This is a genomic window from Mycobacteroides sp. H003 (assembly GCF_001440135.1).
Lineage (GTDB): Bacteria > Actinomycetota > Actinomycetes > Mycobacteriales > Mycobacteriaceae > Mycobacterium > Mycobacterium gwanakae.
This window is the reverse complement of the sequence record NZ_LJYL01000034.1, coordinates 683,979-706,893: the sequence shown is the minus strand read 5'-3', so window position 1 is coordinate 706,893 and position 22,915 is coordinate 683,979. Positions and strand designations below refer to the sequence as shown.

The following is a 22,915-nucleotide window of genomic DNA, read 5'->3' as shown; positions in this document are numbered from 1 at the left end:
GGATCACATGTCAGGAGATTCGTCGCGCCGGTCTGTCCGGCTAGCCGGTACGGTGCTCGCCGCCGTGTTGGTGGCGCTGACTGTGTTGACCTACCTGGCGTACAACGACGCCTTCGCCGATACCAAGCCCATCACCGTCGTCTCGCCCCGTGCGGGCCTGGTGATGGAAGAGGGTGGCAAGGTCAAATTCCACGGGCTGCAGATCGGCAAGGTCAAGTCGATCTCCTACGTCAATGAGCAGGCCAAGCTGGAGCTCGCGGTCAACGCCAAGGACCTGAGGATGATTCCGTCGAACGCCTCTGTCAGGATCGCGGGCACCACCGTCTTCGGCGCCAAGTCCGTGGAATTCCTTGCTCCGCCACAGCCGTCGGATTCGTCGCTGAGGCCTGGTGCGACGGTGACCGCAGAGTCGGTGGCCCTCGAAGTCAACACGGTGTTCGAGAACCTGACCCGGCTGCTCGGCAAGATCGATCCGGTCAACCTCAACGCCACGCTGACCGCGGTCGGCGAGGGGCTACGCGGAAACGGCGACAATTTCGGGCAGGGTCTTGTCGAGCTCGACCAGTACCTGGATCAGCTGAATCCCAAACTTCCCACCCTGCAACAGGATTTCCAGAAGGCCGGACAGGTGGGGCAGATCTACAGTGATGCCGCGCTAGACATTGTGCGCATCCTGGACAATGTGCCGACGCTGAGCCGCACCATCGTGAACCAGCAGCAGGATCTCAAGGCAACGCTGCTTGCGGCGATTGGGCTGGGTAACAACGGATACGAGACCCTGGCCCCGGCAGAGAAGGATCTCACCGCGGCGCTGCAGCGCTTACGCGCCCCCACCACGCTGCTCGGTAGGTACTCGCCGGAGATTCCCTGCACACTGCAGGCCATCTCCAAGGCGTTGGTGACCTTCACCCCGCTTATCGGCGGTGTGCGGCCCGGTCTGTTCCTGAGTAACAGCTTTCCGCTCGGTGCGCCCGTGTACACCTATCCGGACAGCCTGCCCATCGTGAACGGCTCCGGCGGCCCCAACTGCCGTGGTCTCCCGAACATTCCGACCAAGGCGCAGAACGGGTCGTGGTATCGGTCGCCCTTCCTGGTGACCGATAACGCGTACATCCCCTACAAGCCGTTGGAGGAGCTGCAGGTCAACGCTCCCGACACCCTGCAGTACCTGTACAACGGTGCCTTCGCGAAGCGAAGTGAGTTCTGATGCTGCGCGGTACACAGATCAAGGTCATCGTCTTCACCGTGGTGATGCTGTTGGTGGCAGCGGGACTGATCATCACCTTCGGCGAGTTCCGATTCGGTTCCGGCAAGCGGTATCACGCAATCTTCACCACGGCCTCCGACTTGCGGTCCGGGCAGAAGGTGCGCATCGCCGGTGTACCGGTGGGGCGAGTCAAGGACGTGTCACTCAAGCAAGACAACAATGTCGAGGTCACCTTCGACGTCGACTCGAAGTATCAGCTCTACAGCTCCAGTCGCGCGATCGTCAGGTACGAGAACCTGGTCGGTGACCGGTATCTGGAGATCACCTCGGGGCCCGGCGAGCTGCGCAAGCTGCCTGATGGCGGAACACTCGATAAAGAGCACACCCAGCCCGCCCTCGATCTGGACGCGCTGCTCGGTGGACTTCGGCCCGTGCTCAAGGGATTCGACGCCGCGAAGGTCAACGAGATCAGCAACGCGTTCATCCAGATCCTGCAGGGGCAAGGTGGGACACTCTCCCAATTGCTGGGTGACACATCCTCATTCACCTCGGGATTGGCCGAGCGCGATCAGCTGATCGGCGATGTGATCAATCACCTCAATGAGGTGCTCGGCACTCTGGACTCGAAGAGTAGCCAGTTCTCTTCGAGTGTTGATCAGCTGCAGCAGCTCGTCTCCGGCTTGGCGCAACAGCGCGATGTGATCGCCGGAGCGTTGCCGCCGCTCGCTTCGACAGCCTCATCGCTGGAGTCGGTGCTCAAGGACACCCGTCCGTACATCAAGGGCACCATCGAACAGACCCGCCAGCTGGCCACCCGGATGGACGAGCGTAAGGCCGATATCAACGTCGTCGTGGAGAACCTGGCCGAAAACTACCTGCGGCTCAACGCTCTTGGCGCCTACGGATCGTTCTTCAACATCTACTACTGCTCCATCCGGATCAAGGTCAATGGACCTGTCGGAACCGACTGGCTGATCCCATTCGGTGGACCGCCCGACCCGTCGAAGGGTAGGTGTGCCTTCAAAAATGAGTGACATCCAAGAGAAAGATCCGGTACGGACCGGAATCTTCGGTATCGCCGTGGTGGCGATGCTGGTGCTGGTGGCGTTCGGCTATACGGGTCTGCCGTTTTGGCCGCAGGGTAGGCAGTACACCGGGTTCTTCGCGGACTCCGGCGGCTTGGAGCCGGGCAGCAACGTCTTCGTCTCGGGTATCAAGGTGGGCCAGGTCAAGGATGTGTCCTTGGCGGGCAACCAGGTTCGCGTGGACTTCACCGTGGATCGCTCGATCCGTCTGGGTGACCAGTCGCTGGCCGCGATCAGAACCACCACTGTGCTTGGCGAAAAATCGCTGTCGGTGACACCGGCGGGAGCTGGCCGCATCACCGAGATTCCGTTGGGCCGCACCAGAACTCCATACACGCTCAACAGTGCGCTGAGCGATCTGGGCGCATCGGCGGGCGGAATCGACAAGGCGCAACTGGACCAGTCGCTGCAGGTCATCACGGATGCGATGCGTGATGCCACCCCGCAGCTGCGCGGTGCCCTGGACGGTGTCGCCTCGCTCTCACGCACGCTCAACGCCCGCGATGCCGCCCTCGAACAGCTGTTGAGCCGTGCCAAGTCTGTCAGCGGGATTCTTTCCGAGCGTGCCGGGCAGGTGAACAAGCTTGTCACCGATGGCAATCAGCTGTTCGCCGCGCTCGACGAGCGGCGTTTGGCGATCAGTGAGCTGATCAATCGTGTGCAGGGACTGTCCCAGCAGCTCAGTGGATTCGTGGCCGACAACCGCCAGGAATTCCGGCCCACCATGGAGAAACTGAACCTCGTGCTCGATGATCTGCTGGACCGCAAGGCCCATATCAGTGAGGCGCTCAAGCGTTTACCGGGATACGGCACGGCACTCGGCGAGGTCGTCTCCTCAGGACCGGGCTTCCACGTCAACGTCTACGGCTTCCCGCCCGCCACGCTGACCGCCGTCATGTTCGACACCTACTTCCAGCCCGGCAAGCTGCCCGCCAGTCTCTCGGACTACCTGAACGGTCTGATCGGTGAACGCCAAGTCATGAGGCCGAAATCGCCATGACAACACAAGAGAGCCGTCTGAAACCCTGGCTCCGGAAGAGCGTCTACGCACTGCTCGCGGTGGCACTCGTTGGCGGCCTGCTGTACTGGGTGTGGCCCAGCCGCGGAACCCACAAGATCATCGGCCATTTCGCCTCGGCCGTCGGGCTCTACCCGGGTGATGACGTTCGCATCCTCGGTGTGAAGGCAGGGCGCATCACCGCTGTCGAGCCGCGCGAGGGTGACGTGAAGGTCACCATGGAACTCCCGGACAAGTTCAAGGTGCCCGAAGGCGCACAGGCGATCATCATGGCGCCAAACCTGGTGACCGCCAGGTTTGTTCAGCTGACCCCGGCCTACACGGAGGGACAGGCTCTTGCCGACGGTGCCTCGTTGGGACTGGACAAGACCGCCGTCCCGATCGAATGGGACGAGGTCAAGACCGAACTGGCCAAGCTCAGCGACAGCCTGGGGCCGCAGGGTGAATCCAAGGGGCCGGTCAGTGATTTCATCAACCAGGCGGCGAGCACCTTCGACGGTAACGGCGACTCGTTCCGCAATGCGGTGCGTGAACTTTCGCAGGCGGCCGGGCGGCTCGGTGATTCGCGCACGGACCTGTTCGGCACCATCAAGAACTTGCAGGTGCTGGTGGATGCGTTGGCGAACTCCAATGAACAGATAGTGCAGTTCAGCACTCACCTGGCATCGGTGTCGAAGGTACTGGCAGCCAGCACCGAGAACCTTGGAGCCACCTTGGGTGCCCTCAACCAGGCCCTCACCGATGTGCGAGGTTTCCTGGGAGACACCAACTCTGCGCTCGTCGACTCGGTGAACAAGCTGAGCGATTTCGTGAAGATCTTCTCGGACCAGAGCGACGACGTCGAGCAGATCCTGCACGTCGCGCCGAACGGTCTGGCCAACTTCTACAACATCTACAACCCCGCGGCAGGCACGTTGAACGGCATGCTCTCGATTCCGAACCTGGCCAACCCGGTGCAGTTCATCTGTGGTGGTGTGTTCGAAACGGGCACCAAGACCGAGTATTTGAAGCGGGCCGAGATCTGCCGTGAACGGATGGGCCCTGTGCTACGCCGCGCGACATTCAACTACGCCCCGATCCTGCTGCACCCGATCAACCAGATCTCGGCGTACAAGGGACAGATCATCTACGACACTCCTGAGACGGAGGCGAAGTCCGAGGCCCCCCGCGAGGATCTGGTGTGGGTTCGGCCCAACGGCGCACCGCCGCCGCCGAAGCCATCACCACAGGACCTCAGTGCGTTGATGCTCGGGCCTGAGGAAGTCAACGCGCCGCCACCCCCGGGCACGGAGCTGCGTCCCGCAGAGCCAGGACCGGTGCCGCCGGGATTCCCCGCGGCTGCGGATGAGGCTGCACCGCCAGCGATTCCGGGAGCGCCGCGATGAGCCGAAACGTATTGCGTGGCATGGCGATGGGAGTCGGTGTCGCGGTGGTCGCCAGCGGATGCCAGTTCAACGGGTTGAACTCGTTGAACCTGCCCGGGACCGCGGGACATGGATCGCGGTCCTACACCATCACCGTTGAGCTGCCCGATGTCACCACGTTGCCGCAGAACTCCCCGGTCATGGTGGATGACGTGACGGTGGGCAGCGTGTCGGGTATCGATGCATACCAAAAGCCCGACGGCTCTTGGTATGCCGGGGTGAAAGTTTCGTTGGGGCCCGAGGTCAAGCTGCCTGCCAACGCGGTCGCCAAGGTCGCCCAGACCAGCCTGCTCGGCTCGCAGCACATCGAGCTGGCGGCCCCCACCGGCGAGCCCGCGGTGGGCAGGCTGACCGGCGGTGCCACGATTCCGCTGAGCCGTACCGGCAAATACCCGAGCACCGAAGAGGTGCTCTCCGCGCTTTCCGTCGTGGTCAACAAGGGCAATCTCGGTGCGATACAAGACATCACCGACGAGACCTACAACCTGTTCAAGGGCCGTACCGGCAACCTGACCCAGGTGCTGCCCAAACTCGCCACGCTGATCTCCTCGCTGAACGCGCAGCGGGACGACATCATCTCGGCCATGCAGGGCATCGACAAGTTTTCCCGAGTCCTAGCCGAACACAAGGAAAGCCTTGGGCGCGCCATCGATTCAATCGAACCCGCGCTGAAGGTGCTCAACGAGAATCGCGCCAACATCATCGAGGCGTTCCGCTCGGTGGGCAACCTCGCGAAGATCACTGACCGGGTGCTCCGAACCACCAAGGAAGACCTCGTCGCCGACCTCAAGGGTTTGTATCCGGTGGTGCGGGCGCTGGCCGAGAACCGGGACGTGTTGATCGACAGCCTCGATCTGCTGCCCACGTTCCCGTTCAGCACCAAGTATCTGCGCAACGCGGTGCGCGGTGACTACCTGAATGTCTTCGTGACGTTCGACCTGACCGCTCGGCGCCTGGGTGAAACGCTTTTCACCACATCGTTCTTCGACCCGAACATGCAACATTTCAATGATGTGGTGAATCCACCGGAATGGCTCATCGGATCCATGGCCAACCTGAACGGCAAGGAGACCAGCCCGTTCGATTTGCCTGCCCCCGCAGCCCCGGCCGCCCCACAGGGAGGTGGTCGCTGATGGAACGGCTGATCAAGATCCAGCTGATGATTTTCGCGGCCGTCACGGTGATCAGTGTCGCGCTGATGGCGATCTTCTACCTCAGGGTGCCCACCGCGCTCGGCATCGGGAAACACGATGTGAAGGCGCAGTTCGTTGCCTCGGGCGGCCTGTATCAGAACGCGAACGTCACCTACCGTGGCGTGCAGATTGGGCGGGTCACCGATGTGGCGCTGACTCCCGAGGGCGTCACCGCCAGCATGCGGCTCAACAACGACGTCAAGGTGCCCGGCAATGTGCGGGCCGTCGTCAAGAGCGTCTCCGCCATCGGCGAGCAGTACGTAGATCTGGTGCCGCCCCCCACGGGTGCTGCCGGAAGCCTCCGGCAAGGTGACGTGATCGGTACCGATCGCACCGCCATCCCCACCGATGTGTCCACCCTGCTACGCCAGGCAGACGGGCTGGTCAACACCGTCGCAGACACCCGGCTCCGCGAGGTGCTGTCCGAGGCGTTCAAGGCATTCAACGGATCCGGTCAGGAACTTTCCCGGCTGATCGATTCGTCGCGGCTGCTGATCCAGGAGGCCAACGCCGACTACGGCAGCACCACCAAGCTGATCGATCAGGTGGGGCCACTGCTGGATGCCCAGATCCGTAGCGGTGACAACATCCGCGGATCTGTCTCCAGCCTGGCGGCATTGACTGAGCATTTCGCCAAGGCCGACCCGCAGCTGCGGCAGTTCCTCAAGGTGGCACCGGGTGCCGCCGAGGAAGCCTCCGAACTGTTCGCGGGTATTCGCCCGTCGTTCCCGGTACTCGCGGCGAGCCTGGCCAATCTGGGGCGGGTCGGCGTCATCTACAACAAGTCCATCGAGCAGTCGTTGGTGATCCTGCCCGCGTTGTTCTCCGCGCTGTTGACCGTCGCCGGCGGTGCCCCGATGGACGAGGGCGCGAAGCTGGACTTCCGGCTGAACCTGGGTGACCCGCCGCCATGCCTGACCGGTTTCGTTCCGGCACCGCTGATGCGTACCCCGGCCGATGAGACCCTGCGCGAGCTGCCCAGGGACATGTACTGCAAGACCGCTCAGAACGATCCCAGCGCGGTACGCGGCGCGCGCAACTACCCGTGCCAGGAGTTCCCCGGAAAGCGGGCACCGACCATTCAGCTGTGCCGTGACCCGCGCGGATACGTGCCGATTGGCACTAACCCGTGGCGCGGCCCGCCCGCACCCTATGGCACCCCGGTGGAGGATCCGCGGAACATCTTGCCGCCCAATAAGTTCCCAAACATACCGCCGGGTGCCGAGCCGGATCCGGGTACTCCGACGCTGCCACCGCCACCTCCACCGGCTCCGGAGGCCCCGCCGGCCGGTGGCGACGTGATGCCGGTAGCAGCGAAATCGGAGCCGATGGCGGCACGTGCCTATGATCCGAAGAATGGTGTGTTCCTCGATGCCAACAACCAGCCGAGTGTGTACGCGCCTGCGCTGGACCGCGGTAGTGAGGCGGAGACGTGGGCGGATTTGATGCTGGGGCCGAAGCCGGTATGACCCAAGACGAGCCGAAGGCCACGTCGCAGACAACGCGTCGGCGGGCAGCCCGGCCGGCCGGCCCCACGAGTGAGACCAGTGCCGAGCCCATCAGTGTGTCGTTGGGCCGCACCGAGATCCGGTCGAAGCCCGAACCCTCCGTTTCCGATTCCCGTCGACAGGGAAACGCGCGCGCTGTGGCATGGGTGGCATCGGTGCTGGCAGTGGTGCTGATTGGCGCATTGGGGGTGGCACTGGCGCTCATGGGTCGTGCCCAGCACCGCGATGACGTGCGGGCCGCGCGCGACCAGCATTTCGTCGACACGGCCGTGCAGACGGTGACGAACATGATGACCTACAGCCCGGACAGCATCGACAAGAACGTCGACCAGTTCGTCAACAGCACCAGCGGACCGCTGCGGGGCACCTTCAACCCCGACAACACCGCGAATCTCAAAGCGCTGTACCACCAAACCGGCACCAGCTCGGAGGTGGTGATCAAGAAGGCGAGCCTGGAGAGCGTTGACGAGGTGAGTAAGAAGGCCTCGATACTCATCTCCGCGCGGGTAACCCTCACCAACGCCGACTCGGGGGTCAACGAGCCCTCCAAGTCGTACCGCATGCGGATGATCGTCGCCGAGGATCAGCAGGGCAACATGACCGCATATGACCTGAGATGGCCGGACGGACAGAGCTGATGCGCTGGTTGACAAGAACTTTCGTCGCGGTTGTGGTGCTGGCCGTGATCGGGTTGTCCGCCGTGGCAGGCGGTATGTACTGGCACCGGGTCGACACCATCGCCAGTCGAGCTGCGGGACAGACGCTGATCAAGCAGGCCGGCAAGCAGGTGGGAAGCATCTTCGGATACGACTATCAGACCGTCGAGCGCAGCCTCGACGAACAGTACGCGGGGCTGACCCCCGAGTACCGGCGTGAGTTCGAAGACAAGGCGAACCGCGAGATCATCCCGCAGGCCAAGCAGCGCAAGATCGTCAGCCAGACCAGTATCGTGGGCACCGGAATCATTGCCGCGCATAGAGACTCGGCGCAGGTGGTGGTGTACATGAACCGCACCATCACGGACCAGTCGCGCACTCCGGTATACGACTCGTCGTCGATTCAGGTGGATTACACGCGCTCAGGAGACAAGTGGTTGATCTCCTACATCACGCCGCTTTAAAGGGGTTCGCCGCCCAGCACCGCCGGCTGTTCCGGCGCGATCGAATCGCCGGTGGCCGGTGTGGCCAGCGCCTCCAGGAATGCGCGCGCCCATCGATCCACGTCATGCGCGAGTACCTGGCGGCGCAGCGCCCGCATGCGGCGGCGCCCTTCCTCAGGGGTCTGGTTGAGCGCCGACTCGATTCCGTCCTTCACGCCGTCGATATCGTGCGGATTGACCAGATAGGACTGGCGTAGTTCCGCTGCGGCGCCGGTGAATTCGGAAAGTACGAGCGAGCCGCCCAGATCGCTGCGGCAGGCCACGTACTCCTTGGCCACCAGGTTCATGCCGTCGCGCAGCGGAGTCACCAACATGACATCCGCGGCGACGAAGAAGGCGATGAGATCTTCGCGCGGTACCGGCCGATGCAAGTAATGCACCACCGGATGGCCGACCTCGCCGAACTCGCCGTTGATGTGACCGACCTGTTGCTCCACATCGCCGCGCATCTTCTTGTAGCTCTCGACGCGTTCGCGGCTGGGGGTGGCGAGCTGGATGAAGACGGTGTCGCTGCTGCTGGCGCGGCCCTCGGCGAGCAGTTCTTCATAGGCGCGTAGCCGGATATCGATGCCCTTGGTGTAGTCGAGTCTGTCGACACCCAGCAGGATCTTGCGCGGACCGCCGAGCTCGGCGCGAATCTCCTTGGCGCGCTGGCGAATGTGCTTACTGCGGGACACACTGTCGAGCTCTGCCGAGTCGATGGAGATGGGGAACGCGCCCACCTTCACGGTGCGGAAGCCCACCCGAATCTCACCGAACCGCGAGCGCACGCCGATCGATGCGCGAGACGTGCTGGCGCCCACTAATCTTCGTGCCAAGTACATGAAGTTTTGGGCACCGCCGGCCAGATGGAACCCGATGAGATCGGCGCCCAGCAGTCCGTCGACGATCTCGGTGCGCCAGGGCATCTGCATGAACAGTTCAACGGGCGGGAACGGTATGTGCAGGAAGAACCCGATCGTCAGGTCGGGGCGCAGCATGCGGAGCATCTTGGGCACCAGCTGCAGCTGATAGTCCTGCACCCAGATGGTGGCGCCCTCGGCGGCCACCGCGGCCGTTGCCTCCGCGAACTTACGGTTCACATCGACGTAGGCCTGCCACCATTCCCGGTGATATTCGGGTTTGACGATCACATCGTGATACAGCGGCCACAGGGTGGCGTTGGAGAAGCCCTCGTAGTACTCGTTGACCTCTTGGGTCGACAGTCGCACCGAGTAGAGCACCATGTCGTCCTCGGATACCGGCTCGACATCGGCGTCGGCGACACCCGGCCAGCCCACCCAAGCGCCGCGGCGCTTGCGGAGCAGCGGCTCCATGGCGGTGACCAGACCGCCGGGGCTGCGCTTCCAGGTAGTAGAACCGTCAGGCAGCTTTACCAGGTCGATCGGGAGGCGGTTGGCGACGACGACAAAGTCGGAGCCGCCGAAGGCGGGCTCGACGGCCGATCGCTCATCCGATCGAGGCACCATGTTTGTTTCTCAGTACGAATCGCGAGGAGACGTATGAGTTACGCGTCGACCTTGGTTGGCCCGATACCCAGCATCGCGAGCAGCATGCGGCACTCGTCGGCATCGTTCGCGTAGGCGGCCACGACGCGCTGCGCCTGGTGGGCAGTCTCGTCGGCCAGCGGCTCGAGGTCGTCGATCGCGGCTGGTTCGGTCTTGGCTGGCATTCATCCAGTCTAGGCGACGCAGTGCCAGGCGCCCACATGAGGAATGCGCACATCACTCTGAGGGGTTGCTACTTACCTGCCGTCGACCCAGTGCGATCCCGCATTTTGGGTCCCAATACCCCGGGATGTGCCCCGCTCCGGAAGGGCATTGATGGTGCAGAAGCCCTGATCACAGCCATCTTTGCGCATGTTCCGCCCAGTCTTGGCACGTTGACTCGGTTCCGCGCGAGAACGCGGAGGTTTTGATCTGGCTGATTCGTGATGCGGCGGTCGGGTCAGGCCGCGTTGCTCCCGGAATGGTTGTCCCCGGATTTGCCGTGATCGCCCGAGTTCGCGTGGTCACTGGGGCCGGCGTGGGCGCCGGATTCGGCAGTACCGCCATTTCCGGCGCCGACGGTTTCCTTGCTGGGCCCCGAACCGGTGCCGGTGGCGTCGGGCGCATTGCGGGCGCCCAGGCCCGGTATCGACGTGAGGCCTTCTCTGATCGACGGGAGTTTCGGATTCTTAGGTGTCGTTCCGGGGCGTGACGCGGGAAGCTTCGGAAGGCGCAGGGTTGGCCTCGTTGTGTTTTTCGACGTGTCGATGTCGTCCTTGACGGTTGCGACGGCAGGCTTGCCATGGTCCGGGTTCTCGTCGGGCGTGGCCTCGGGTTTGGTCCCCGTTTCCATCTTGGCCTGCGTGGTGGGCACGGTGCTTGCGCTGACCGCGATTGCGGTGGGATCGGAGAGCTTGGTCGGTGCGGGTGTCTGGGCCGCGGGCGGTGTGGCCCTTGTGGAATCAACCTGGGGAGCAGCGGGACTGGCGGTTTTGTCGACCTGTGCCGGTTGTTTGGGCGCCGCAGTCCCGGGCAGTCCGTTCTGGAAGTTCTCGGCGCCTTCCTCGATGGCACCGGGCAGCTTCTTGACTGCATCGACGATTTTCTTCGATGGGGTGAAGAGACTGAACGGTTTTACGGTGCCCGGGCCGGTCTCGCGGTCGTAGGCCATGTCGATGAACACCCGCAGGGTGGGCTCGATGGCATCCAGTACGAAGGAGGCGCCTATCGGGTTGGTGAGATCGCGTAGCGGTTGCAGCAGCGGGAGATGTTCGGTGTGCACGACGTAGTAGGTGGATGTGGAGCCGTTCGCGTTGGTGACCACCGTCTTGGTCGTGCCGTCTTCGTAGTAGTACTTGGTCGTGCTGCCGTCGATCTGGGTCTTGTCGGCAACGGCGTTCGCGTCGTCGTACTTATTCAGATCGGTGCCGTCATAGAACTGGTCCGGATGTGTATACGGAAATGCCACAAGGGCATTGGCGATGGCCAGCGGGTTGAAGTAGGCCGGGAAGTCGCCGATTGTGTCGTATTCGTTGGTGATGTCCGTGGTGGTGAAGATGTCCGGCTTCGCAGGCTGGGTCGAGTAGATATCCATGAACGGAATCCAGATACCAGGGAAGCGGGCCAGAATGCCCCCATTGGGCTTGTAAGCGTTGGAGATGAGGACGAATTGGATATCCGGGTTTCCGTTGGGTCCGTACTGTTCTTCGAGGTCTTTGCGTGACTCGTTGACGACTACCGCGCCGAGCGAGTAGCCGATGATGACCTTCTGCCCCGGATGGGTCGCAATCTCGTGGGCCAGTACCGTGTGCCCCGCAGTGACAGACTGGCGAAAGGTCTTGTCCCGCAGGCCGTCGACGGGCCACATCGTCCCCGGATAGGAAACGGGGACGTATGCGTCGGAAGAAGGGTCGTAGAAGCCGTTGAGGCCGCCGAGCTTGGCGGGAATGTTCGCGCCTGCGCCGTCGCCGCGGCCGCCGACTCCGATGACATAGGACGCGAGCGTCGAAGCGATGGTTCGCGACTCGATGGCGACCGGTGCCAGCACGGTGCAGGCCGCCGCCACCGCCGCGGTGGCGGCCACCGAGCGTTTGAGCGAGCGACGTTTCCCCAAAACCGAATGCTGCGCAGCCATCAGGACCCCTCCTGTGCTTTCGGCGCCGTTGCCGAATGCGGTGGCATGAGAGTAAGTAGGGCAAAGCGTTTACGCCATACCCCAAGGGGAGTGAATCAACCGAAGCGAACATATTGACCACTGCGGTTGTAGTTCCTGTTCAACGGCTAATTTAGACGCAGAATCGTATCTAAATTAGCTGGCTCGCCCGCAGTATGGTCGAGGATTTTCAGCAAATTCTTTGAGCGCTCAGCCGAGCATCCTCGCGTACCTGTCGTTGAGGTTTTGCCAGTCGTGAGTCATGGCATCGAGGCCGACCACGCGGCCGCGCGGTGTCCCGTCGACGGCGAGGGTGAGAGTGTCCAGGCAGATATGCCAACCGCCGGCATTTCCCGACGCGTTACCCCTATCGGACATCGAGTGCTCGAGGGTCAGCCGACATCCCTTCTCTGTGGACTCGATTCGCCAGCGCAGGGTGTCGTCGGGACCCCAGCGATGGATCAGCTCGTGTGGCGGGTCGACGGTGAGCACTTCACCGTCGAGTATCGGATCTGCCGGGGTCTCCTGGACCTGAGCGGCTCCCACCGAGTCCAGTGGGCGATCGGGTATTGCGGGTGACCACTGACGCAACTTGTCGGGGTCGATGAGCCACTGCCACACCTTCTCCGGCGAATGGTTCAACTCGCGGGACATCGTCAGGACCCATTTGCCGTCGTGGTCGTCGCACGGCGTGAGGGTGGCCTCCAGGGGATTAGTCACGGTTGTCGTCCTTCGTGTTGTCATGATCGTCGGCGGCGCTGTCGGCGTCGCTGTCGATGAGATGGGTGAGGCGATCGAACGCGTTGGCCCACTTGCGGTGATAGGGCGTTACCCAGGCCAGTACGGCGGGCAGGGGATCGTCGGCCAGGTGGTAGACGCGGCGCTTCCCGGCGACCTCCACGCGAACCGTGCCGGCATCGCGCAGGACGCCGAGGTGCTTGGACACCAGGGACTGCGAAACATCGAGTCGCTCGATCAGCGTGGTGACATCGGCCGCTCCTTCGCGCAGGGTGTCGATGATCCGGCGTCGGGTCGGGTCGGCGATCACCATGAAGGCGTCCATGGGCTCATATCACCATGAAATCATATGAATGTCAAGAGATATATTAGGCGAAGGCGATGTGGCGCTGCTGCGGCCCGTCGTGGTCAGGGTCAGTACTGTGGTCAACAGGTACCGGTGAGTGCTGCTCGCCGAGGTCGCGGTGGGGGCGTGATCGCCGGCTCAACGCCGAGGTGAGGACTATTTCTTGACGAAACCGCTGCGTATGCGGATTGCCGTTATCGGTGTATTCGCATCGTTCGGGCTCGTGGTGGCCACCTGGGCTGTGCACCTGCCGACCATGAAGCAGGCCACGGGGATGTCCTCGACGGCGCTGGGTCTGGTGGTGCTGGTCTTGGGTGGCGGCGCGCTGGTGGGCATGCTGATCAGCGGTGTGCTTGTCGACCGATTCGGCAGCGGGCCCATCGCCGTTGCCGGAGGCGCCGCGATGGCGCTTGGCGTCAATATCCCGCTGTCGGCCACGAATGTGTGGATCGCCGGAGCGGGTGCGTTCCTGTGCGGTGTCGCCGTCGGTGTCACCGATGTCGCGATGAACGCTGCCGCGGTCGACGTGGAGCGTTTCTACGGTCGGCCGATCATGGCCTCGTTCCACGGGGTGTTCTCCGTGGGCAATGTGGTGGGCGCCGGTATCGGAACCGTGGCATTTGCGGTGCACGTGCCGGTCTTCGTCACGGTCCTCGGCGTCACCGTGCTGTGCCTGGTGGTGCTGGGATCGTCGGCCAGTGTGCTGTTGAAGGACAAGCTGCGCGTCGGTGAGGCCGAAGCGCCGGACACCGTGCCGTACACGCTGCCGCCCGCGGTCACCTGCCGCCGGGGTCAGGTCTTTCTCCTGGGCGTATTGGCCATGCTGCTGATGCTCTCGGAAGGGTCGGCGACCGACTGGAGCAGTCTGCACGCACAGGAGCACCTGGGTGCCTCCCATTCATGGGGTGCGTTCACATTCGGCGTGTTCATGGCGGCCATGACGGTGGGTCGTTTCACCGTCGACAAGCTCGTCGAACGAGTTGGCCGGGTACTGGTCCTGCGCTGGGGCTGTGCGCTGGCCGCGGTCGGTCTGCTGACCGTCATCGCGTCGCCGGCGCTGCCTCTCACGATGGCGGGCTGGGCGGCCGTGGGCCTCGGGCTTGCCGGTGGCGTTCCGCAGGTATTCACCGTGGCGGGCAATATCGACGAACAACACGAGGGCCGAGTGCTGTCGTGGGTGGTCGGGACTGGCTATGTGGCGGTGCTGGGTGGGCCGGCCCTCATCGGTTGGCTTGCCGATGCGTTGTCCCTCAACACCGCCTTGCTGCTGCCCATCTTCGCGGTGCTTGTCTGTGGCTGTGCGGCAGGTGCGCTGACGATGAGCGCGCCCGCGACCAAGGCGGCGCCCAAGGCCGGGCGTACTGTCAAACCGTGACGGACTTCGAGGCAGCCGCGTCTGCGCGGGAACTGTTGCGTGACAGCTTTACCCGGATCATCGAACATGTCGGTGAGGTGACCGATGGTCTGTCGGATACGGCGGTGACCTATCGGCCCACGCCGGACGCGAACAGCATCGCCTGGCTCATTTGGCATTCGGCGCGCTGTCAGGACGTGCAGATCTGTGCCATCACGGGTGCCGAGCCGGTGTGGACGGCCCGCGGATGGGAGCCGAGATTCGGCCTCGACCTGCCCGCCGACTCCAACGGATACGGGCACACGCCCGAGGATGTGGCCAAGGTGATCGCGACGGTCGACCTGCTCAGTGGCTACTACCAGGACGTGCATGAAATGACACTGCGCTATGTCGACACCCTGACCGATTCCGAACTTGCGCGTGTTGTCGATCAGCACTGGGATCCGCCGGTCACCGCGAGTGTCCGGCTGGTCAGCATCGTGGACGACTGTGCCCAGCACCTGGGTCAAGCCGCCTACCTGCGCGGGATGATTCCAACCAACTAGTGGGGATGGCGACGTGGGTCCCCGCGTGCCAGACTCCTCTAATGACAACGACGTCTGAAAACCTCGGCACCGCCCACAGCGCTGCCCGCGACGTACGCAATCCCGCGAACGGGCAGGTCGTCGGGCAGGTGAACTGGACCGATCCCGCGGATATCCCCGTGATCACCACACAACTGGCGAAGGCGCAGCCGTCGTGGGAGCGACTCGGGCCCGAGGGACGCGGCAAGGTACTGGCCCGCTTCGCGCAGTGGCTGACCGACAACACGCCGCGTATCGAGGCCCAGTTGATCGCCGAGACCGGTAAGTCCAAGATCGACGCGGGCATCGAGATTCCGTCGATTCTCGCGATCATCGCGTACTACGCGCCTCGTGCGGCGGAATTCTTAACACCCGAGTCGCGGCCGGCCTCGTCCATCGCCATGAACACCAAGAAGATCACCCTGCATCAGCGGCCCCGCAAGGTCGTAGGAGTCATCTCACCATGGAATTATCCTGTGGCACTTGGATATTGGGATGTGATCCCGGCCCTGTTGGCGGGCTGTTCGGTGCTGCTCAAGCCCTCCGAACGCACGCCGCTGTCCGATGAACTCATCGCACGCGGCTGGGAGGAAATCGGAGCGCCGCCGGTGTTCGAGATTGTCCACGGCGCACGTGAGGTCGGCGAGGCACTGATCGACAACGTCGACTTCATCCAGTTCACCGGATCGACGGCCACCGGCAAGAAGATCATGGAGCGCGCCGCACGCCGCCTCACCCCGGTCAGCCTGGAACTCGGCGGCAAGGACCCGATGCTGGTGCTCGCGGACGCCGACGTCAAACGTGCCGCACATGCCGCGGTGTGGGGCAGCATGTTCAACGCCGGTCAGACCTGCGTCTCCGTCGAGCGGGTGTACGTCCACGACTCGATCTACGAACAGTTTGTCGACCTGGTGGTCGACGAGGTGCGCAGTCTGGAGATCGGCGCCGGGATGGATCACAGCGTCGGCGCCATGATCGACGAGAATCAGCTCGAGGTCGTGGATCGGCATGTGCGCCAAGCAGTTGCGTCGGGTGCGCGGGCACTCACCGGCGGCGCGCGGGTTCCGGGCGGCGGTACCTTCTACGCTCCGACCGTGCTGGTCGACGTGGACCATTCCATGGACTGCATGCGGGAGGAGACCTTTGGTCCCACGCTGCCGATCATGCGGTTCTCCGAGGAGTCCACGGCGATCGCCCTGGCGAATGACAGCGAGTACGGGCTGTCTGCCAGCGTCTGGACCAAGGACCGAAGGCGCGCCGAACGCATTGCACTGCAACTTGATTGCGGTACCGTCAACATCAACGACGTGATCATGAACCTGTCCTGTCTGACCGCGCCGCACGGTGGCTGGAAGGGCTCGGGGATGGGCTCGCGCTTCGGTGGCGCCAGCGGTCTGCTCAAGTACTGCCGTACCGAGGCCATCGTCGACACCCGGGTGACGCTGCCCAGTGAGCCGCTGTGGTACAGCGGACCGAGCTGGCTGGCGCCGGTGGCGCTCAAGAGCCTGACCAAGCTCTCGAACAAGGCACTGCGCCCCTTCCGCCGCTGACACCTCACGTTCACTCGTCGGCCACCCTGGCGACGGTTGCCGGGGTTAGTTTCCGCTGGTGACCGAGACCATTACCGCCGCTGCGCAGGGCTACACCGTCGACGACGATGACGATGACGATCCGGTACTCATCGCGCCCGACGGCGTCGCGGTGGACACCTGGCGAGAGAACTACCCGTACGACGAGCGGATGAGCCGCCATCAGTACGAGCTGGAGAAGCGGCTGCTGCAGATCGAGCTGCTCAAGCTGCAGAACTGGAGCAAGCGCACCGGCGCCCGGCACGTCATCCTCTTCGAGGGGCGTGACGCGGCCGGGAAGGGCGGCACCATCAAGCGGTTCATGGAGCACCTCAACCCCCGTGGTGCCCGCGTGGTCGCGCTGGAGAAGCCGACCGAACGGGAACGCACCCAGTGGTACTTCCAGCGGTATGTTCCGCATCTGCCGGCTGCCGGCGAGATGGTCTTCTTCGACCGCTCCTGGTACAACCGTGCCGGTGTCGAGCGCGTCATGGGATTTTGTTCCGACGAGCAGCATTCCGAATTCATCCACCAAGCACCGCTTTTCGAGCAGATGTTGGTCAACGACGGCATCAGCCTGACCAAACTGTGGTTCTCGGTGTCCTCCGCCGAGCAGCGCACCCGCTTCGCGATCCGGCAGGTTGACCCGGTGCGTCAGTGGAAGCTCTCACCAATGGATCTGGCCTCCCTGGACAAGTGGGATGCCTACACCAGGGCCAAGGAAGAGATGTTCTCGCTCACCGACACCGATCACGCGCCGTGGATCGTGGTGAAGAGCAACGACAAGAAGCGGGCCCGCGTCAGCGCGATGCGGCACGTTCTGGGCAAGTTCGACTACGACGACAAGGATGTCGACGTCGTCGGTCAGGCCGATCCACTGATCCTGGGTCGCGCGCTCACGGACTAGATCCCGCCGCCGACCCCCGGTTCCAGATCCCGAAGTCGCCTCGGTGCGGACGGCCGGACTAACCTGGGCTCGATGCGATTCCTGTTCGCGGTCCTGCTGTGGCTGCTGACCACTGCCGCGCTGGCTCTGACGGTGACGGCAGCCTGGACACAGTCCCGGATTGTCGATGAGAACGGCTATGTGGCGTTGACCGCGCCGGCGGCTGACGACCCGAGGGTGCAGCGGGCGATTGCCGGGGAACTCACCACCCAGATCGTGTCGCTGGGAAAGAAGCAGGGCTCGCGTGTCAACGAGAGCCAGGTCGCGGAGTTGACCGCCACGTACGCCGGTGGCCCGCAGTTCCGTGCGGACTTCGCTTCGGTGAATCGGATGGCGCACCAGTGGTTGTTCACGAACTCGAACTCGGCGCAACGTGATTCGCAGGGCAGCTGGCAGATCGATGTGGCGCCCATGATCAAGAGCCTGGTGCCGCAGGGGCTTTCCATCAAAGCGCCGGAGACCCTGAAGGTCTCGGTCACCGACGACAGCCTGGCAGGTCTGACGCCGGGTCGTTTGGTGCCGGTGGCGCGCTTCGGTCAGCTTGCCGTGTGGATATCCTTCGGTTTGACCCTCGTTCTCGCGGGGCTGACTCAGTTGGCGGTCCGTAGCCGCGCCAAGGGCCTTGTTGGGCTTGGCATTTCGGCACTACTGGTGGGCACGGCCGGGTGGGCGGGGCTGGAGATCGGGCGGCGATACCTGGATCGGCCATTGAACCGGGTCAACGACAATCTGCGCGATGTTGCCGACAGTCTGGTCACCCAGGCCATCGGCAATGCCCACCATTGGCTGAGCCTCACGATGGCGGCCGGTGGCCTGGTGATCGTGGTGGGCGTGGTGTCGGGGCTAGTGGGCGGTTTGTTGCGGCGCTGACGTGAACGTCAGGCGGCGTGCGCATCGCGGATGCGCTGCACGTCGTGCTCCACGCAGCCGACACGTTCGGCGGCGTCACTGACGGACAGCCGACGATCCAGCAGGATGTCTAGCTCGGTGGGCGAAAACTCTGGCTCGGTATCCCACGGAGCACGGTCCCACCCGTTCTCACTCAAGCCGATGAACAAGTCGTTTCTCATCGTGCACCTCACGGCAATCTGGCTCCAACTACCGAACATCGGGAAGCGCTGCAATGCGCTCACGTCATGTCGGTCAATAACTACGGCCCGCCAGGCAACTTTGCCAAGGCCAATAATTCAGCTAGCTACCAAGCTAGCCGAGCACACCTAACGGCAACAACCCGCGACGGTCACGGATCGGTCTCGATTTCGGTAACGGCACTCGATGGCATGGTTCCATCCCTCAATTTTCCCCCGCCTCTGAACTGGGAAATTAAGAATCGAGTCCCTTGGTGCTTGCAGTAGTTAGCACCTGTGAGCTGCGGTTTTGTGATCAGGTCGAGTGGTGGTTGACGAGGTGGAAAACCTATCGAGCAAACTGTGCACGTCGAGATGTGTGATTCGCTGACGCTCGTCTGGCTGGGCGGCGTGATTTGCGAGACTGTCGCCATCGTTAAGTGATGTGGGTCATGACAGGCGCACGGTCACCATGCTTTCGGTGGCGGCGGCGCGGTCGATATCGGACTGGTTGAGGCTGCCGTCCGCGTTGCGCCGCACGTTGTGGTACTTGGCATCGCGCGGCACTCTGTGAAGCAGGTCGGCTAGTGGCCCGGCGATCTGGGGGCCGGTGGACAACTGGGCAGTGCCATCGAGCCGCTTGCCGCGCACCAATGCGGTGACGGGGCGCCCGTCGCGCAGGTTCTTGGCCCATGCCCTGTCGGTGAAGACGGTCAGTACATCGCCGTCGCGAATGTAGGTGGCGGCCACGTTGTACTCCTTGCCGCTCTTGCGTCCGGTAAAGGTGAACAACGCGATGTTGCCGCTGAGCACAGGGTGCAGCGGGCTGCGGAGCAGGCCCCTGACCATCTTGTTGACCCATGGTGGAACGGTGTTGGATTCGCTCATGGAGCCATTGTCTGCTCCGCCCACCGCGGCCGCATCGGGGATCGCCCTGAGATTTCGGGTCAGGGTGCGAGCTGGCGCCAGAGGAACTCGATGGCCAAGGCCGCCTTGAATGCCGACTGGTCGTTATTGGCCGCACCGCCGTGGCCACCCTCGATGTTCTCGTAGTACCAGACCGGTTGTCCGGCCTCTTGTAGCGCGGCGGTCATCTTGCGTGCATGCCCCGGGTGGACGCGGTCATCGCGGGTCGAGGTGGTCACCAGAACGGGCGGATAGTGCTTCCCGGGCGAAATATTCTGGTACGGAGAGTATTTGGAGATGAACTCCCAATCATCAGGATTGTCCGGGTCGCCGTACTCGGCCACCCAGGAGGCGCCGGCAAGTAGCAGGTGGTAACGCCGCATGTCCAGCAGTGGCACCTGGCACACCAGCGCGCCGAACAGCTCCGGGTATGCCGTGAGCATCACGCCCATCAACAGGCCGCCGTTGCTGCCTCCCTGTGCGCTCAACTGTGCCGCGGTGGTTATGCCCCGCTCCACTAAATCCCTTGCAACAGAGGCGAAGTCTTCATACGCCAGATGACGTCCTTCGCGCATTGCCTGGGTGTGCCATACCGGACCATACTCGCCGCCTCCGCGGATGTTGGCCAGCACGTAGGTGCCGCCGCGGGACAGCCACAGTTTGCCCAGCACGCCGTCATAGCCGGGAGTCCTGGAGACCTCGAAACCGCCGTATCCGCCGAGCAAGGTGGGTCCCGCTTCGGTGGATCCGCTGGGGCGCACGACGAAGTAAGGAATCGCGGTCCCGTCGTCTGACCGTGCGAAGTGCTGGGTCACGTCAAAGGAGCTGCCGTCGAAAAAGGACGGTGCCGATTTGATGGGGGATACCGAGGCCCCCGTGGTGCCTGCTGTGCCATGTAGCAGTGTGGACGGCTGGGTGAAACCCGATGTGTCAAGGAATATCTCATCGCCGAGGTCATCGATCGCGACGATCTGCGTGGTGGCGTTGGAGGGCACACCGCTTAGTGGTTCGGAGTCCCAGCTGCCCGGGGTGAACACCATGATCTCGCTGACCACGTCGCGCAGGATCACGACGGTAAGCCGTTCCCGCGTCCACGCGTAGTGGTGCAGGCTCGCATGCTCATCGGGAATGAACACCGGAGTGACGGTGCGGTCCCCGGCGAGGAAATCGGCATAGCGAGCGGCCAGCAGGGTCCCGGCGGAGTGCTCGGCGCCGTCCAACTGCCACGGCGACTTGAGTTCGACCAGGAGCCATTCGCGGTGCACCGACACCGAGGCATCGGTGGGGACGTCGATATGCAGCAGCTCGCCATCGACACTCAGCTCGTGTACTTCGGAGTTGAAGAAGTCGGTGGCCCGGCTGATCAGGGTGCGTTCGAAGCCGGGTGTGTCGTCAAAGCTCGCGCCCACCATCACGTCCGAGGATTCGCCGCTGAAAACCAGTTCCGCATCATCGAGGGACTGTCCGCGCTTCCAGCGCTTGACCAGACGGGGATATCCCGAATCCGTGAGACTGTCCGGCCCGAAATCGGTGCCTACGAACACGGTATCGGCGTCGATCCAACCGATCTGAGTCTTGGCCTCGGGCAACACGAAACCGTCCGTCACGAACTGTCGTGTTTGCAGATCGAATTCGCGTACCACCACGGCATCGGATCCGCCGCGCGACAAGCTCACCAACGCCCGGTTGAACTCGGGGCGTAGTGCCGTGGCACCCGCCCAGACCCAGTTCTCATCCTCGCCGACCGCCAGGGCGTCGAGGTCGATGATGACATCCCATTCGGGTTCATCGAGACGGTATTGATCCAAAGTGGTTCGCCGCCAAAGGCCACGGGCGTTGTTGGCATCGCGTCGGAAGTTATAGAGGAATTCGCCTCGCCGACGTACATAGGGGATTTGTGCGTCGGTATTGAGAATGGCCAGCGCCTCGGCCCGCATTTGGTCAAAACGTGCACCGGAAAACTCGCCGGTTGTTATCGAGTTGTGTTCGCGTACCCAGTTCAGCGGCTCGTCGCCGCCGATGTCTTCGAGCCAGAGATGTGGGTCCAGGGAGCGGCGCGCCGACGTCATTTGAGCCAGTGTGCCAGTGATCGCAGTATGGTCGAAGGTGGCCCGGGGGCGGACAGAACACCGAGCAGGAGTTTTCTCGTGATACCACTGCCACGCGCGCAGGTTGTAGCCAGCGCGATGCTGCTGGGGATAGCAGTTGGACTTGTCGCTGGGATGTCTAGCGTGTTCATCGCGCACGAACCAGTGCGGCCCGACCTCTTCATCGGCGTTGTTGTCGCGGTACCGAGCTTGATCGGTTTCTTCATCTTGATCGCATCCACGCGTAAATGGATGACGGCTGCGGCGGCATTCGTGCTGGCGATTTCTCCCGGGTGGTTCGGGATTCTTGCGGCGATACAGGTGATTCACAGTGTCTGACAAAAATGCAGAAAACACCGTCGAAAAGGCGAGCGCTGAAGCCGAGCTTGTGGACGACACGGAGAAGCCGAGCATCGTCGAGGGCGACCTGGCCGATCCGCTGGCCGTGCCGATCGATGGCGGTAGGACCAGAGACGGATTGGATACCGCGACCTTCACCGCGTTCTCGGCGTTCAAGGATGACGAAGACCTGGTAACCACCGGCCGCATCGACACCGATGCGTTGCCGCTGACCGCAGCGTTTGACGTCGCTAGCGACCGCACCGGCGCGATGCCGGTCACGTCGGCCGAATCGATGACGCCCGATCCCTACACCGGCGCGGTTCCGGTGCTCGCCGACGAACCGGCGAAGCCGGTACGGGTGCCCGCCGAACGGGAACCAGCCTTCCTGAAGCGCTGGGTATTGCTGTTGCTGTTGCTGGCGGTGTGGATTCCCGCCGGGGCGGTCGGACTGCTGCTGTACCAGCACTGGTTCGAGACGCTGTTGCCGAACGACCGGACGCTCGCGGTCACCTACGTTCTGATCTGGGTGTTTGTCTGCGTGGTGGTCGCGCTGCTGTTGGCCATGGTCGAACCGCTCCCCATAGTGGTCGCCCTCGCTTTTGCCGTGTTGACGGCGCCCGCGATCTCGGTGGCGGCCGCCGGTGTCAAGTACGGCTATGTGGCGTGCACCGCACCTTCGGTGCCCGGAGTCCAGTCACTGTGCCCGGAACCGCTGCGCAGTTGGGGCATTCAGTATCGAGACCGGGCTTGACGCTCCCCACCTGA

At 63.4% G+C, this 22,915-nt stretch carries 23 protein-coding genes; 15 read left to right on the top strand and 8 right to left on the bottom strand.

Annotated features, from left to right (window positions below):
• The first annotated feature begins 7 nt into the window (after positions 1–7).
• The 8 genes from AOT87_RS23550 to AOT87_RS23515 are packed head-to-tail and all read left to right on the top strand — an operon-like array spanning position 8 to position 8,555.
• Entirely contained in the window at positions 8–1,207 is a 1,200-nt protein-coding gene (locus tag AOT87_RS23550; RefSeq protein ID WP_057968113.1) for an MCE family protein, read from the top strand.
• Complete coding sequence (locus AOT87_RS23545) at positions 1,207–2,241, top strand: MCE family protein (protein ID WP_057968112.1); 1,035 nt, start codon at positions 1,207–1,209, stop codon at positions 2,239–2,241. Before AOT87_RS23550 ends, AOT87_RS23545 begins: the two co-directional genes overlap by 1 nt.
• The gene (locus tag AOT87_RS23540) at positions 2,234–3,292 is read left to right on the top strand and encodes an MCE family protein (RefSeq protein ID WP_057968111.1); all 1,059 of its coding nucleotides are present in this window, start codon (positions 2,234–2,236) and stop codon (positions 3,290–3,292) included. The genes AOT87_RS23545 and AOT87_RS23540 overlap by 8 nt, the downstream gene beginning before the upstream one ends.
• Positions 3,289–4,695, top strand: coding sequence for an MCE family protein (locus AOT87_RS23535; protein WP_057968110.1), 1,407 nt, complete (start codon positions 3,289–3,291; stop codon positions 4,693–4,695). Before AOT87_RS23540 ends, AOT87_RS23535 begins: the two co-directional genes overlap by 4 nt.
• Complete coding sequence (locus tag AOT87_RS23530; protein WP_057968109.1) at positions 4,692–5,867, top strand: MCE family protein; 1,176 nt, start codon at positions 4,692–4,694, stop codon at positions 5,865–5,867. Before AOT87_RS23535 ends, AOT87_RS23530 begins: the two co-directional genes overlap by 4 nt.
• Entirely contained in the window at positions 5,867–7,396 is a 1,530-nt protein-coding gene (locus AOT87_RS23525) for an MCE family protein (RefSeq protein WP_057968108.1), read from the top strand. The genes AOT87_RS23530 and AOT87_RS23525 overlap by 1 nt, the downstream gene beginning before the upstream one ends.
• Positions 7,393–8,073, top strand: coding sequence for a hypothetical protein (locus AOT87_RS23520; RefSeq protein WP_057968107.1), 681 nt, complete (start codon positions 7,393–7,395; stop codon positions 8,071–8,073). The genes AOT87_RS23525 and AOT87_RS23520 overlap by 4 nt, the downstream gene beginning before the upstream one ends.
• Positions 8,052–8,555 (top strand): hypothetical protein, encoded by a 504-nt coding sequence (locus tag AOT87_RS23515; RefSeq protein WP_057968106.1) that lies wholly within the window; start codon positions 8,052–8,054, stop codon positions 8,553–8,555. Before AOT87_RS23520 ends, AOT87_RS23515 begins: the two co-directional genes overlap by 22 nt.
• Here the strand turns inward: AOT87_RS23515 and AOT87_RS23510 are convergent.
• The 5 genes from AOT87_RS23510 to AOT87_RS23495 all read right to left on the bottom strand — a co-directional run bounded on the left by AOT87_RS23510 (position 8,552) and on the right by AOT87_RS23495 (position 13,296).
• Positions 8,552–10,063: a trehalose-6-phosphate synthase gene (locus AOT87_RS23510; protein ID WP_057964350.1), complete on the bottom strand. Its 1,512-nt coding sequence runs from the start codon at positions 10,061–10,063 to the stop codon at positions 8,552–8,554. The genes AOT87_RS23515 and AOT87_RS23510 overlap by 4 nt on opposite strands.
• Before the next feature lie 38 nt (positions 10,064–10,101).
• The gene (locus AOT87_RS28500; protein ID WP_044105041.1) at positions 10,102–10,266 is read right to left on the bottom strand and encodes a hypothetical protein; all 165 of its coding nucleotides are present in this window, start codon (positions 10,264–10,266) and stop codon (positions 10,102–10,104) included.
• Between the two features lie 275 nt (positions 10,267–10,541).
• On the bottom strand, positions 10,542–12,215 hold the full coding sequence (locus tag AOT87_RS23505) for a PE-PPE domain-containing protein (RefSeq protein ID WP_057968105.1): 1,674 nt from the start codon (positions 12,213–12,215) through the stop codon (positions 10,542–10,544).
• A 228-nt stretch (positions 12,216–12,443) separates the two neighbouring features.
• Entirely contained in the window at positions 12,444–12,887 is a 444-nt protein-coding gene (locus AOT87_RS23500; RefSeq protein ID WP_057968141.1) for an SRPBCC family protein, read from the bottom strand.
• A 58-nt stretch (positions 12,888–12,945) separates the two neighbouring features.
• Positions 12,946–13,296: a metalloregulator ArsR/SmtB family transcription factor gene (locus AOT87_RS23495; RefSeq protein WP_057968104.1), complete on the bottom strand. Its 351-nt coding sequence runs from the start codon at positions 13,294–13,296 to the stop codon at positions 12,946–12,948.
• 202 nt (positions 13,297–13,498) lie between these two features.
• On the opposite strand from AOT87_RS23495, the gene AOT87_RS23490 reads away from it, so the two are divergent.
• From AOT87_RS23490 to AOT87_RS23470, 5 genes are all read left to right on the top strand, one after another.
• On the top strand, positions 13,499–14,692 hold the full coding sequence (locus tag AOT87_RS23490; protein WP_044105043.1) for an MFS transporter: 1,194 nt from the start codon (positions 13,499–13,501) through the stop codon (positions 14,690–14,692).
• The gene (locus tag AOT87_RS23485) at positions 14,689–15,216 is read left to right on the top strand and encodes a mycothiol transferase (protein ID WP_057968103.1); all 528 of its coding nucleotides are present in this window, start codon (positions 14,689–14,691) and stop codon (positions 15,214–15,216) included. The genes AOT87_RS23490 and AOT87_RS23485 overlap by 4 nt, the downstream gene beginning before the upstream one ends.
• A gap of 41 nt (positions 15,217–15,257) precedes the next feature.
• Entirely contained in the window at positions 15,258–16,784 is a 1,527-nt protein-coding gene (locus tag AOT87_RS23480; RefSeq protein WP_057964354.1) for an aldehyde dehydrogenase family protein, read from the top strand.
• A gap of 58 nt (positions 16,785–16,842) precedes the next feature.
• Positions 16,843–17,709: a polyphosphate kinase 2 gene (ppk2, locus tag AOT87_RS23475; RefSeq protein WP_030096347.1), complete on the top strand. Its 867-nt coding sequence runs from the start codon at positions 16,843–16,845 to the stop codon at positions 17,707–17,709.
• Positions 17,710–17,781: 72 nt separating this feature from the next.
• The gene (locus tag AOT87_RS23470; RefSeq protein ID WP_057968102.1) at positions 17,782–18,618 is read left to right on the top strand and encodes a hypothetical protein; all 837 of its coding nucleotides are present in this window, start codon (positions 17,782–17,784) and stop codon (positions 18,616–18,618) included.
• 8 nt (positions 18,619–18,626) lie between these two features.
• Here AOT87_RS23470 and AOT87_RS23465 read toward each other — a convergent pair whose 3' ends face one another.
• From AOT87_RS23465 to AOT87_RS23455, 3 genes are all read right to left on the bottom strand, one after another.
• Entirely contained in the window at positions 18,627–18,818 is a 192-nt protein-coding gene (locus AOT87_RS23465) for a hypothetical protein (RefSeq protein WP_046256038.1), read from the bottom strand.
• 447 nt (positions 18,819–19,265) lie between these two features.
• Positions 19,266–19,703: a nitroreductase/quinone reductase family protein gene (locus AOT87_RS23460; protein WP_057964355.1), complete on the bottom strand. Its 438-nt coding sequence runs from the start codon at positions 19,701–19,703 to the stop codon at positions 19,266–19,268.
• A gap of 59 nt (positions 19,704–19,762) precedes the next feature.
• The gene (locus AOT87_RS23455) at positions 19,763–21,790 is read right to left on the bottom strand and encodes a prolyl oligopeptidase family serine peptidase (protein ID WP_057968101.1); all 2,028 of its coding nucleotides are present in this window, start codon (positions 21,788–21,790) and stop codon (positions 19,763–19,765) included.
• Positions 21,791–21,868: 78 nt separating this feature from the next.
• Between AOT87_RS23455 and AOT87_RS23450 the strand changes: the two genes are divergently transcribed.
• Positions 21,869–22,147, top strand: coding sequence for a putative holin (locus AOT87_RS23450; protein WP_030096352.1), 279 nt, complete (start codon positions 21,869–21,871; stop codon positions 22,145–22,147).
• Positions 22,140–22,901, top strand: a complete 762-nt coding sequence (locus AOT87_RS23445; protein ID WP_057968100.1) for a hypothetical protein — start codon at positions 22,140–22,142, stop codon at positions 22,899–22,901. Before AOT87_RS23450 ends, AOT87_RS23445 begins: the two co-directional genes overlap by 8 nt.
• Positions 22,902–22,915 lie beyond the last annotated feature (14 nt).